Origin of the sequence: Peptidiphaga gingivicola, from assembly GCF_001652275.1 — a bacterium.
In the GTDB taxonomy this organism is placed as follows: Bacteria; Actinomycetota; Actinomycetes; order Actinomycetales; family Actinomycetaceae; genus Peptidiphaga; species Peptidiphaga gingivicola.
The window spans coordinates 332,991-345,408 of record NZ_LVZK01000001.1 but is presented as its reverse complement, the minus strand read 5'-3'; the positions used below and the strand labels follow the sequence as shown (position 1 = coordinate 345,408).

The 12,418-nt window shown below is 62.6% G+C and carries 9 protein-coding genes; 4 read left to right on the top strand and 5 right to left on the bottom strand.

Going from position 1 to position 12,418, the window contains the following annotated elements:
- The gene (locus tag A4H34_RS01425) at positions 1 to 516 is read left to right on the top strand and encodes a heat shock protein transcriptional repressor HspR (protein ID WP_064230827.1); all 516 of its coding nucleotides are present in this window, start codon (positions 1 to 3) and stop codon (positions 514 to 516) included.
- A gap of 303 nt (positions 517 to 819) precedes the next feature.
- Here A4H34_RS01425 and A4H34_RS01420 read toward each other — a convergent pair whose 3' ends face one another.
- Complete coding sequence (locus A4H34_RS01420; RefSeq protein ID WP_064230826.1) at positions 820 to 2,115, bottom strand: methyltransferase domain-containing protein; 1,296 nt, start codon at positions 2,113 to 2,115, stop codon at positions 820 to 822.
- A gap of 110 nt (positions 2,116 to 2,225) precedes the next feature.
- Positions 2,226 to 2,432 carry a hypothetical protein gene (locus tag A4H34_RS01415; protein ID WP_197480384.1) on the bottom strand — a complete coding sequence of 69 codons (207 nt, stop codon included), beginning with the start codon at positions 2,430 to 2,432 and terminating at the stop codon, positions 2,226 to 2,228.
- A 141-nt stretch (positions 2,433 to 2,573) separates the two neighbouring features.
- On the opposite strand from A4H34_RS01415, the gene A4H34_RS01410 reads away from it, so the two are divergent.
- Positions 2,574 to 5,267, top strand: a complete 2,694-nt coding sequence (locus tag A4H34_RS01410) for an ExeM/NucH family extracellular endonuclease (RefSeq protein ID WP_064230824.1) — start codon at positions 2,574 to 2,576, stop codon at positions 5,265 to 5,267.
- Between the two features lie 82 nt (positions 5,268 to 5,349).
- On the opposite strand, the gene gluQRS is transcribed toward A4H34_RS01410, so the two are convergent.
- Together gluQRS and A4H34_RS10530 are read right to left on the bottom strand one after the other, a co-directional pair.
- Positions 5,350 to 6,399, bottom strand: a complete 1,050-nt coding sequence (gluQRS, locus tag A4H34_RS01405) for a tRNA glutamyl-Q(34) synthetase GluQRS (RefSeq protein WP_064230823.1) — start codon at positions 6,397 to 6,399, stop codon at positions 5,350 to 5,352.
- A gap of 10 nt (positions 6,400 to 6,409) precedes the next feature.
- Positions 6,410 to 6,583 carry an Rv0909 family putative TA system antitoxin gene (locus A4H34_RS10530; RefSeq protein WP_082902976.1) on the bottom strand — a complete coding sequence of 58 codons (174 nt, stop codon included), beginning with the start codon at positions 6,581 to 6,583 and terminating at the stop codon, positions 6,410 to 6,412.
- A gap of 763 nt (positions 6,584 to 7,346) precedes the next feature.
- On the opposite strand from A4H34_RS10530, the gene A4H34_RS01400 reads away from it, so the two are divergent.
- Complete coding sequence (locus A4H34_RS01400; protein ID WP_064230822.1) at positions 7,347 to 8,024, top strand: hypothetical protein; 678 nt, start codon at positions 7,347 to 7,349, stop codon at positions 8,022 to 8,024.
- A gap of 6 nt (positions 8,025 to 8,030) precedes the next feature.
- Positions 8,031 to 9,545, top strand: coding sequence for a hypothetical protein (locus A4H34_RS01395; protein ID WP_064230821.1), 1,515 nt, complete (start codon positions 8,031 to 8,033; stop codon positions 9,543 to 9,545).
- 282 nt (positions 9,546 to 9,827) lie between these two features.
- Here the strand turns inward: A4H34_RS01395 and A4H34_RS01390 are convergent, their stop codons facing one another.
- A complete protein-coding gene (locus A4H34_RS01390; RefSeq protein WP_009198255.1) occupies positions 9,828 to 11,462 on the bottom strand; it encodes a hypothetical protein in 1,635 nt (544 codons plus the stop codon).
- Positions 11,463 to 12,418: the final 956 nt, after the last annotated feature.

The following is a 12,418-nucleotide window of genomic DNA, read 5'->3' as shown; positions in this document are numbered from 1 at the left end:
ATGGCTGGGCGCGATGCGGCGGTTCTCACCGTGTCCGTGGCGGCACAATTGGCCGGCATGCACGCTCAAACGGTGCGCCAGTACGACAGGCTCGGCCTCGTCCAGGCCAAGCGGACTCGAGGGGGCGGGCGGCGGTATTCGTTGAACGACGTCGACCGCCTCCTCGAAATCCAGCGTCTCTCCCAAGACGAAGGCGTCAACCTCGCCGGAATCGCGAAGCTCATGCTGGCCCGTGACCGCGAGCAGAAACTGCGCCAACACATCCGCCAGCTGGAAAAAGTGGTGGCCGAGCAGAAGAAAGAGTTGGAAGGCCAGCGGGGCCGCGAAAGCAGGGTCTTCGCCGTCGGCGGCGACGGGAGCGTGTTCGTCGTCGCACGCGAGAGCATCCGCTCTCAGCTGCCGGATGCGAAACCCCGGCGGAGCGGGGAAATCGTGGTGTGGAGGCCCGAGCGGAATGCGCGCGGAGCCGAGTTTGTTTCGGATGCGCGCGAAACCGGGCTTGACGACGCTGTCTGAACCAGGCAAAACCCACTGAGGTGTAATGACGGGGTGGGGCCGTGTGAACTTGCGTTCACACGGCCCCACCCCGTTACGCGGTGAGTGCGTATCTCTCAACCGGAACACTTAAACATATATCGAGTTGAGACCGAGGTGAGCGTGTGGGCCAGCGGATTAACCGCTGTATCTCCGGTTCTGGTAATAAGCCTACGAGCCGCTCGCCCGGCCATCCCTCCACCTACGGGTGGATCTTCGGGCGACACAGTGTCGCGCGCGAAGAAGTCCCGTCATTTCAAGGCAATCTGCCGAGGTAGGAAAGTTTCAAGAACTGCGCCTCGAGTGGTGCGGGAGACGCCGAGGCTCCGGCCTCGGCGTGCGAGCGAGCAGCACGAGGGTCTCCGTGTGGCCGGTGTGAGGAAACATGTCGAAGACCCGGGCGCGGACGGGCCTGAAACTCGGCATGCTGGCGACGTCGGCCGCCAGACTCGCGGGATTGCAGCTTGAATAGAGAACGAATCGAATCTGCGAGGCGTCGATCCACGAGGCGAGACCGCCGATTCCTCGACGCGGTGGGTTGACCACGACGACGTCGGCAGTGCCCAGCTCGCGCGCGGCAGACAGAGAATCCCCGACGATGAAGTCGGCGTCGATTCCTGCGGCTGCGGCCGACGCCCTCGCGCTCTCGACGGCCTGGGCGGAAAGCTCCACTCCGGTCACGCGGCGGCCCGGCCCCGCGCAATGCAAGGCGAATCCGCCGACCCCGCAGTAGAGGTCCCACAGTTCGATCGGCCGCCCGCCGGCTGAGGCCGAACTCGCCGGTTTCGCACCCTTCGCCTCCGAATCCGCCGGCTCCGCGCCTTTCGCCTCCAAATCGTCCGATCCCCCGCCTGCGGCGTCGCACAGGAGGCCGACCCACTCCCGCGCCTGGCGATAGAGCCCGACGGCCACGCGCGTATTCGTCTGAAAGAAGGACTGAGGGCGAAGGCGAAGGGCGACGTCGCCCAAGTCCATGCGCAGAGATTGCTCGGGGCCGAGGAGGATTTCCTTCTCCCCTTCGAGCACCGCCTTCCGTTCAGGCAGGAGGTTGACGGAGACGACGGCGATGCGGGGAAGCCACTGACGCAGCAGGCTCATGTGCTTTCGGATGCGGACGAGGGATTCGGTGGAGCGCAGAACGAAGCGGACCATGAGCTCGCCGTCGGGCGAGCCCGTGAGGATGACGCTTTTGAGTTCGCCGCGGCCGCTTGGAACGTCGAAGGGCGTCAGCCCGGCCAAGCCGATGAATTCCCGCAAAGGCTCGATGCCGGAGGCGACGGCCGGCTCGTACAGGGGGCAGCCGGCGATGTCGATGCCGCGCTTGTCCGATCCGAGAATTCCAAGGGTGGGGTTTGAAAGCGTGCCGCCGACGGCAAGCTTGGCCTTGTTGCGAAAGCCCTTCTCGGCAGAGGCGAAGGGAGGATTCCATTCGACGTCGGGGGCCGCGGCGCCGTTCGCGCGGGCGGACCGCTCTAGGAGTGCGCGGACGGAGGCGTCTTTCGCGGCAAGCTGTTCGGCGTAGGCGACGTTCGCCCGGGTGCACGAATGGCACAGGTCGGACTCCAGGTAACGGCAGCGCATGGGCAAAGGGTATCTCGCCGAAGCCGCAATGTCGGCCTAGGCGGAGCCTGGGAGGGAACTATAGGCAGTCTCGCGCGCCTTCTGCGCTTCACGAGAAATCTCGCGCCGTACTACGCGATCGTCGCGGTGTTTTCGGTCGCGGTGGCTTTGTCGTCGGTCGCGGTGGCTTTGGCGGGCATAGCGGGCGCCTTCGTCATCGGCAAAGCCGCGGACACGGTCGTCCACGCCGTCCGATCGGGGCGGGAGGGCGAGGAGGCGTTTGCGCAAGTACGGTTTCGAGCGGCGAGCTCGGTTTGCGCGCCGACGCGGATCCCCACGGCCGGGTCGGTTTGCGACAATGCCCGCGATGACGCGGCTTTCCCGTGATGTCGGGAGTAGTCTTGTAACGATCTGGTGGCAACCTGGTCGCAATCGGGTCACGCCGCCTCGCGGGAGGCGCGGAAAGAAGGGAACAATAGATGGACGTCGCGATGACGGGACGTGCGGCGGCGCGCACGGCTGGTGCGCTCGCGCTCGCTTGGGCGCTGGGGCTGGCGGGAACGTCGGCCGCCGAAGGGGCGACGGCCCCGGCAAACGGCGCAATCGCCATATCTGAAATTCAAGGGACCGGCCAGGCGAGCCCGCTCGCGGGGCAGACGGTGACGACCCGGGGCGTGGTGACCGCCGTGTATCCGACCGGGGGCTTCGACGGCGCTTACATTCAAACGCCCGGGAGCGGGGGAGCGGGCCGCCGCGGCGCCTCCGACGGCCTGTTCGTCCATTCGCGCCAGCTTGCTTCCTCGGCGAAGATCGGCGAGTACGTCGAGGTCAAGGGCAAAGTGACCGAGTTCCACAGCCTTACCGAAATCAACGCGTCCAGTTTCTCCAAGCTGGACGAGAAGGCCGCCCCGCCGGTCCCCGTCCCTTTGACGGCGGTCCCCGACGACGTCGGCAAGGAAGCCCTCGAAGGCATGCTCGTGGACGTTCGCGCCCGCATGACGATCTCGAACAACTACGAAACCAACCGTTACGGCCAGCTGGGCGTGGCCTTCGGCGAGGAGCCGCTGCGCCAGCCCTCCGACGTCTTCAACCCCACGGCCGACCGCGAGCAGATCGAGAAGCTCTCGGCTGCTAACGCCGCACGCTCGCTCACCCTCGACGACGGCCTTTCGTGGGCCTACACGGGGGCGAAGAACGCGCATCCCGAAGTCCCGCTGCCGTATCTGTCGCAGCAGAGCCCCGCGCGCGTCGGATCGGCGATCTCGCTGAAGAAGCCCGCCGTCCTCGACTTTCGCAAGCAATGGAACCTTCAGCCCGTCTCCCCTGTGACGAGCGAGGAGGCGGGGGACAGGTCCTCCGAGTACGTCGAGGTGGAAAACACGCGCAGGGCCGCGCCCGAGAACGTGGGGGGCGACGTCACCGTCTCCTCATTCAACGTCCTCAACTATTTCACCGACCTCGGCGAATCGGAGGCCGGGTGCAAGTCCTACGACGACCGCGAGGGCAACCCCGTCACCGCCAATCGATGCGACGTGCGGGGAGCATACAGCAAGGCGGCGTTCGAAAAGCAGCAGCAGAAGATCGTCTCGGCCATAGCAGGCCTCGACGCCTCCGTCGTCTCGCTTGAGGAGATCGAGACCTCCTCTAAATTCGGCCACGATCGCGACGCCTCGCTCGCAGCCCTGGTCAAGGCGCTGAACGAGCGTGCGGGCCGCGAGCAGTGGGCGTATGTTCCTTCGCCGTCGAAGGTTCCCGCCTCCGAAGACGTCATACGCCTCGCCTTCGTTTACCAGAAAGGCAAAGTCGAGCCGGTGGGCGAATCCCGCATTCTGACGGGAAACAAGGAATTCACCGGATATGCCCGCGAACCGCTGGGCCAAGAGTGGCGCGCGCTCGACGCCGCCGGCGCGCCTCGCGGCGAGGTCTTCGCGGTTGTGGCGAACCACTTCAAGTCGAAAGGGTCCCTCGCGAGCGCCTACCCGAACGACAGCGATCCCTATCAGGGCAACAACAACCGTCTGCGCACGGCCCAGGCGAAGGCGCTGGCGCAGTGGGCGAAGGAGCAGTACGGAAACCGCCCGACGTTCCTGGTGGGCGATTTCAACTCGTATTCGGCGGAGGACCCGATTCTCGCGCTGCGCGACGCGGGCTACTCCAAGGTCCGCGATTCGATTGGGCGCGCAGACCATTCGTATCAGTTCGGCGGCGCCGTCGGCTCTCTCGACCACGTTTTGGCGAACGACGCCGCCCGCCGCATGGTGGCCGGCGCTGACGTGTGGAGCGTCAACGCGATGGAATCGCCGGCCTTCGAGTATTCGCGGAACAACTACAACGTCAAGCAGCTGTGGGACGGCGGCCCCTTCCGCTCCTCCGACCACGACCCGGTCAAGGTCGGAGTCAACGTGGGGAAGGCGCCTCAGCCACCTCGCCCGCGCCCCTCCGATCCGGACGCCGCCAAGCCGATCGCCGACCCCTGCATTGAGTCGGGGACGTGCACGGCCTATTTCGTCGACGATCTGGCCACGCACCGGGCGAAGCTGGGCATGGTCCTCGCCCAGCCGGGCGAGGCGATCGCCGGAGACTGGGACGGCGACGGGATCGCGACCCTCGGCGTGCGCAACGGCGCGGCCTTCACCCTCTACGGCGTCAATCGCAGCGGAGGCGCAACCTCTACGGTGACCTTCGAGGGGGCGGACTCCGGCGAGATTCTCGTCGGCGACGTCGACGGCGACGGAAAGGACGACCTCGTTCTCCACAAGGGGCATCTGTTCGCCGCCAAAACGGACCTGACCCGTTCGGGGCCGGCGGGCGTCTCCTTTGCCTACGGGAGGGAGGGCGACGTCGGGCTCGTGGGCGATTGGGACGGCGACGGCAAAGCCACTCCCGGCGTGCGGCGCGGCAACGGCGTCTACCTGAGGAATGCGCTCGGAGGCGGCGAGGCCGACGTTGCCTACCGCTACGGCCGCACGGGCGACGTTCCCCTCGTCGGCGATTGGGACGGCGACGGCCGCGACACGGTGTCGGTCAGGCGCGGGCACATCCTCTTCGCGACGAATGCGACGAAGGGAGGGCCCGCCGAGACGGCGTTCTCATTCGGCCGCGCAAGCGATTCGATCGTCGCGGGCGACTGGAACGGGGATCGCCGCGACGCCGTCGCCGCCATCCGCAGGTGACGCGTGCGAGAGAAGGATTGCGGAAGGCGGAGGGCGAGCTGCGCGGAGGCGTCCGCGTATGGACGGCGCTGAGGTGGCCGCCTTACGCGGGCGACTGGAGGGGCCTGGCCGCTTGCGCTGGCTTGTCGGTCTGTACTGGCTTGTCGGTCTGCGCTGGCCCCGCGGCGGCGAGTCTCTCGAACGTCTCCGGCGTCGGGCCGCTCTCCAGGATCGCGGGATCGATGCGCCAGGCGGGGCGCCGAAGGTCTGAGACGCGCAGCAGGTCGGCAAACTCGGCCGCGGTGCGCGGATGGCCCATGCCGAGGCTCGCCCCCAACAGTTCGACGACGTCGGCCGGCGTCCACCCGAACCCTTTCAACGTCTCCATCGTCACCGCGCCGTCGCGCTTGGCCAGCCTCGCGCCCCCGGCGTTCTCGACCAGCGGCACGTGGGCGTATTCGGGCAGGGGGAAGCCGAGGAGCTCGTACAGATGCGCCTGGCGCGGAGTCGACGGCAGCAGGTCGTCGCCGCGAACAACCTGCGTCACGCCCGTTGCGGCGTCGTCGAGCACCGAGGCGAAGTTATAGCTGAAGACGCCGTCGCCGCGCAGAATGACCAGATCGTCCGTCGTTCCCCTGTACGGGCCAAACACCGCGTCGACGACGGCGACGCTGCCTGCCCGGGCGGCCAGCCGAAGGGCGGGGCCCCGATTGGTCAGCGCCGCGCGCCGTTCGCTTCTCTCGCGCTCGCTCAGGCCGCGACACGTGCCCGGATATGCGCCTGGAGGGCCGTGCGGCGCCGACGGCGCCTCGGCCAAGTCGCGTCGGGTGCAGTAGCACTCGTACAGCATGCCTCGCGATGAGAGATCGGCGACGACGTCGCGATAGTGCTGCAATCTCGCAGATTGGAAGAGGACGGGACCGTCCCATTCCACGCCGACGGCCTCGAGGTCCGCCAGCTGGCGTGAAACGAACTCGGGCCGTGAGCGGGCGTCAAGATCCTCCATCCTCATGAGGAAGGCTCTCCCGCTTTGCCTGGCCATGCTCCACGCTAGCAGCGCCGTGCGGAGGTTGCCGAGGTGAAGATCTCCCGTGGGCGAGGGGGCGAAACGGCCGCAGCCGACCGATTCGCCCCGCGCCTCGACGCCCGTCATAGCTGCCGCGTCACTCGTCGCCGATCTGGCAGTCGATGGCGTCGCGCACCTTCGAGACCTTCTCGGCCTTGTCCTCTCCAAGCTTCTTCGACGCGAAGTCCTCAACCTTGTCGAGAACGGCGTCCGACTTCTCTTCGATGCCCTCGCTGTGGAGAGCATCCTTGGCCTTGTCGAAAATGCCCATTGTGTACTCCGTTCGTTTTATGCGGGCGTTTGGCCGTCTTATGCGAGCGTTTGACCCGCTGAGAGGCAGTCCAATCTTAACGTATCGACGCTCAGGCGGAGCTTAGCCGACGTCGAGGCACTGTGCGACGGTCCTTGCTGAAAGGCGCGGCCAACGCCCGCATATGCGTTTCTCGCCCGGCAGTCTCGAATCTCGGACGGCAGCCTCGAACCTCGGACGGCAGGGCCGACTGTGTCTTACAGGTGCATGAATGCCGAGTTTTCCGCTTATACTCGCCGAAAAGCCTCGATGCAAGAGCCTGGGGGAAAACGTATGCGCCGAATGCGGCATTTCTATGCGGTAGACGGGGTCTCGCCAGTGTCACAAGGGGGATTAAGGGCGGATTTTCGAGAGTCTTTCATCCGTTAAAAGGCGAAAATGTTGCGGGAGTGAAATTGGGGAGAAATGACCTCCGAAAAATCTGGAAATACAGGTTTATCCGAAGTAAGATGATAAGAGTCTCGTTCGGGTTCTGTTGTCGTTCATGTCTCTGTTTGTAATGCGGGAAGGAATATGCGGTTGGCGCCCCGTGTGCGCATATGCGGGGCATGCACATGTGTGGGAGCGCGTCCGATGCACATCGAGTTACAGCGCTTTGTCGGTGTGGCGCTGTGTCGACGGCGCTCGTCCAGCCGCGGTGGGGAAATGCGTGGCGATGCGCGGCTTGGAATGCGGACGTGACCGGGATGCCGATTGAAATGGAAATTGAAAGAAGGGAGAAACAATGACCATGTTCAAACTTGACGAGAGCATCTTCTCGCAGAGGATCAACGATCTGAAAAGCACGTCTGACGACTTCGCGAAGGCCAAGGTCGCCTTCGGGAATCTGGACATTTCGGAGATGTGGACGGCTCTGAGCGAGGTCAACAAGTTTTCCGTCCCGCTCGGGGCGACCATGAAAGTGATCGACGGCGAACTGACGAACATATCCCAGCAATATACGGAAGTGATCGCCAACCTCCGGATAGCGCTGGAAAAGTCCCTAGGGGCGGACGAGACCCACCAGGGAAAGTATGTGCATCTTCTCGACACGCTGGGGCAGGCTTCGGCCAACTTCGCCTACAGGACCCCCGAGTTCCTGTCGCGAATCAAGGAGGCCGTGCACCTCGGGCAGTCGCTCTTGGGCGAGGAGGGCTCGAGCGACGCCCAAGGCTCGGGAAGCTCGCAGAACTCTGCGAGCGGGCAGGGGTCGGCGTCGGCCGGAAGTTCGACGTCGGGAGGGAACTCGATGCCCGCCGGGTTTTCTATGTCGGGGGAGTTCACGACGTCCGGCGGCGGGTTTTCCATGTCTGGCGAGGTCTCCTTGTCTGGCGAAGGCTCGTTGAGCGCGGACGGAGGCGCAACGCTCGGCTCCGACGGCGCATCGCAGGAATCCGGCGACGCCGGCCAAAAGAAAGGGTGATGTCGGATGACTACGCCGCACGTTGAAAAGCTCGGATTGATCGGGCCGTGGGCCCCTGCCGCGCACGACGCCATTTCCGACGGTTTGGACCGAGTTGCGCAGCACCTTGAAACCGTCGCCATGCGAACGCGATCGATCGCCGGCGAGCTCGGTTTCGAGGGGCAGATGGCCGACACCACGCGGGAGAACCTCGACAAGCTTCAAGCGAGGGTCGTTGACCATTCGGACGGAATCAAGCGGGTCTCCACGGCGCGCCGCCAGGTGGTCGAGGTCGGGCGTCAAGCGCAGTTTCAGTACGGCGAGATCAGGAGGAACGTAGATGCCGCGAACGCCGCCCGCGACAGCGCGGTGGCGTTGGCCCCGGCAGCCGGGCCCGTCGCGGCGCCCATGATTGTGGCGCACGCGAACGCGGTGCACCAGGCCGCCATGGGCGTCCTTGACGTTCAGGCCCTCGCCGTGCTCAAGGGGTTGGACGTGAACACGTTCGACGCCATGGGAAAGCTTCCCCCGTTCGCCCAGCTCGAAGGCCTCAAGCAGGAGGTCGAGTCGAAGTTGAAGGTCAAGCTGCCCTCGGTGCAGGAGGTGCAGGACGCCTTTCAAAAGTTCGACCAGGCGGTCAAGCTGTTCGATCAGGTGAGGTCCTTCTTCATGCCTCCGGCGAGTTCGGAGCCCACGGCCGCCACCGCGCCCACGAGGTCTGCCACCGAGTGGCATTCCGGGCCGCGCATGGACGGCGGCGGGCTCTCCCTGCAGTCCTCGCACTACTCGATGCCCAGCGTGCAGGCCGGGCACGCCGTTTCTCAGCCTTCGATGCTGCATTCGCCCGCCGTGTTCAACCCGATGTCCACCGCTGCTGCCGCCGCTACGGGCGGAGCCGCCGCCGCGAGTTACAAGCTTTACCAGGCGGCGAAGGCGGCTCAGGTCGCCTCCGCTCCGCAGTCGGCTTCGTCGGCTTTGCGCTCCGGGGCGACGATGCGGGTTCAATCGCCCGGGAGCGGATCGGGAATCTTGAGGGGGACGACGACGGCGGCGCGCGCGGAGGCCTCTGCGACGGCGTCCCGCGGCCTTGGCGGCGCCAGCGGCGCGGCCCGACCGACCAGCGGCTCCTCTTCCTCGCAGACGTCTGGGATCATGAGGGGGGCCACCACCGCTCCGCGGGCTAAGACCTCGAAACGGAAGCGCAGAGAAGGAATCAAACGGGGGGGAGCCACCGTCGGAGGGAAGATAATGATCATTGACGTGGCTTCGATGATTGGCGCCGCTCCCCCTCCAGAATCTTCGGGCATTCTGCGTCGAGTTATGGGATACCGCGAGAACGACAGTGCGCAAGCAACGCAAAGCAGTGGGATTGAAGGCCTTCTTCCCTTCGAGAAAGAATCCACTGCCTATGGCGTCGGCCGAGCGACTGCCTTCTTGGAGTCACGCAAGGAGGACTCGAAAGAGCAAGGAAGCAGTCAGCTCAGCTTGTTTGGACACCGGGTCGCTCGAGGCGCTTCACGCACTGATGAAGACGCTTGCTGAAGGGGCTTGCCCAAATGGGAGACATTGAGATGCAACGGGGGTGTAGTAGATTCCTTGGGAATAGATGTGAATGAAGGATGCTGGCGGATAAAGCCAAGAAAGTGAGACGTTATAAGTCAAAGCGGCGGTGGAACGGACTTCTCCGTTCCACCGCCGCTTTTTATGCCCGACCCTGTTTGCACTTCGCTTTTGTGCCTTGTGCTAGCTTTGTTTTGCCTTTCAGACCGCCCAACCGTGTTTTGTACTTGCGTTGTAGAGGCTGGGGGATTCTAAGCCGTGAGTTTAGCAGTTGTTAATCACCTTGGGCTTACTGGGGCGGCCCTCATCCTTGCGTCGTTTCATCTCTTCACCAAGTTCCTGTCTAGAGGGGTCTTGAGTCGGGGTATGAGGATCATGGTCGTCACGGTCCGCAAAATAGGGATCCCTGTGCATGTCTTTTTCCGTTTGCCTCTTATCGTCCCAAGGATCAACGCCGCTACCTGCTTTTATAGCCGATGCATTATCTTCGAGGGCGGCACGAGAGCTTTCATCTTGTTCTTTGAAATCGTTCAGGGCGAGTTTGAGGTTTATAACGCCTTCTTCTATCTGCCATTTCAAATCGAGAAGCAACTCGTGAAGCATTTGTCCAAACGAGTCGTACTCCGAGCTTGGTCCGTTTTCGCCTAAGCCTATAAAGCCGTCGCGATGAACTCGCATCGGAATCTTTCCTATGCCTGCAGCCGCCTCCTCCAGCAGGTCGGCAACGCTGAGAAGTTGGGTCGATACTTTATTAACATTATCATCGTCCATCTGCAGCTCATTTGCCCCGCTGACAATCGGGGACGGAACCAGATGAAGTGAAGCGCTCTCAAAATCTGCTTTCTTGTCATCACGAGCCCTTGTGTGATTCTCCTTTAAAGTTGAACTCACCGCTTTTTCTCCCTTCTTCAGCTCTTCTTTCAACGCTTTAAAACTTTCCTCAAGTTCTTTCTTCATATCCTCGTATGAAGAAACGGAAGCCTTTCGGTTCGGCGGCGCACTAGTAGTATCCTTGACTATCGTCAACGTCAATAGACCCGTCGCTGCAGCCAATGACGTTCCTCCTCCCCATGGGAGAGCTAAAATGCTAAGGCCCCAGCCGATGACATTCAACAACATCGTGCTATCGACTGAACCTTTTGTTTTTGCTATCTTATTAAAAGTGTCGGTAGCGCTTGTAACCATCTCGATCACTTTCTCTCTAGCTTTCTTGAAAAAACCGTACTCTGCGGCGAGCGTGCAACAGTGGATGCTCGAAACGTAGCACAAGTCTTTGACAATTAAAGGCAGCTTATCTTGAAAAGTCTTACTAAAAGTGTCCATTGCTGAACCTTTTAATTCATTCATTGGCCTGCTTATCGAAAGGCGTGTCCCCATTGGGCCGGGTCGCCTGTACGTAGCCGAAGAAGTGTCGACAGAAGATGTAGCTGGATCCGGTTCTGGCAGTGTCTTCGTGTCCGGAATCTTGATCTGCTCAGCGGATAAGGCAAGTTGCGCCGTCACGCTTGCGGCGTAAGCGTCACAGTCGTTGGCGATGGCCGAAGGATCGGGTAAAGTTTTCCATGGTTTGATGATGTCGTCGATCTCCTTACGTATGGAATCGAAACGCGCTTTGATCTTTTCACTCTGGCTTCTCGCCATAGCGTCATACGCCGGGCGATTGCCGCCGGGATCCTCCGTTATAGTCATCTCGCCTCCGCCGGAACCATTCTCATCAGGTCGAGTTACTTTGTAGAGGAGTTTGGTCGTTCCGCTCATCATAGCGGTCATCTCATAAGAGTCCTTGCCAACTGTGAACCGATTGAATGCTCCTCCTGCTATGGCTGCGTCGATTGCCGCTCGTTTTAGCGCGCCGACTTTTCGTGTAAGTTCGGCTTCGAAGTTGTCGCCGTTTTCCATTATGCGTGCTCCTTAACCTAGGTGCCCCTATAGGGCTGTTTCGTGGTCCAATCATCACGATCTTGCTCAATAACTTTATGTAATTTTACCGTGATCAATCGGCTTGTGTCCGCAATGCTAACAACGCGAGGTGCGGAACTCAATTGAACGCTACTGGTCGAAGAGTGCGCTCAGAAGGGTCGCATATGCGCTCATCTGGTTCTTCATGCTTGTGCGATCTTGAGTTTTTCTTGTGTTTGCGGGCAAAGTGTTTGAATCAAGTGTTCAACTAAGCACTTCAGCACATGATCAGTCACAAGAGGGGAGCTGTCTCCAGACAAGTTCGTCTGCTGTGCCAGGGGGCTCTCGCCTCTGTCGGTGGCTGACGCAAGCAGCTTTCACACGAAAACTCGATAAGCTCACCCGGGCTCCCTGGAGGGTGCGGTGTTTGTGGGACTTAGGAGGTATGTTGTGTAAGTCGATAGGATCGAGTCCGGTCAGCAGAAATGCTCGGATGAGTTCAAGGCGCGGGCAGAACGAAGGGTTTCCGTGGCTGCGCCCGGGGCGCCGTCTCCGACGGCTTCCGTGGAAGAGGCCGGGTTCGTGGGTTGTGATCATAGCCGTGAAAGCCGCCGTGCGGGACTGGGATCCGCGATCGCAAGTGAATGATTGCGCCAGTCGATGCCCCAGCCGGGCGGGCTGTCGACAGCGCGTTGGCTGACAAGCCTGAAGCCGCCGGCCGGCCGATGCTGTGGCCGGCTGTTCTGCCGCTTCATAGGTCTTTGACGCGCGCATGTAGACTTTTCCCGACCGGGCGGGGCGTCGGCCGTCGGGCCTTGGCGGTGCCCATGGCGGCGCGATCGCGTGTGAGCAGGCCAGTGCGACAGGCCGCGCGAGGCAAGCCGGCCCTTCCCGCAGCCACACTTGCAGACTCGAGCGGAAGATTTCCAGATCGGCGACAACCTGCCCGTTGGGGA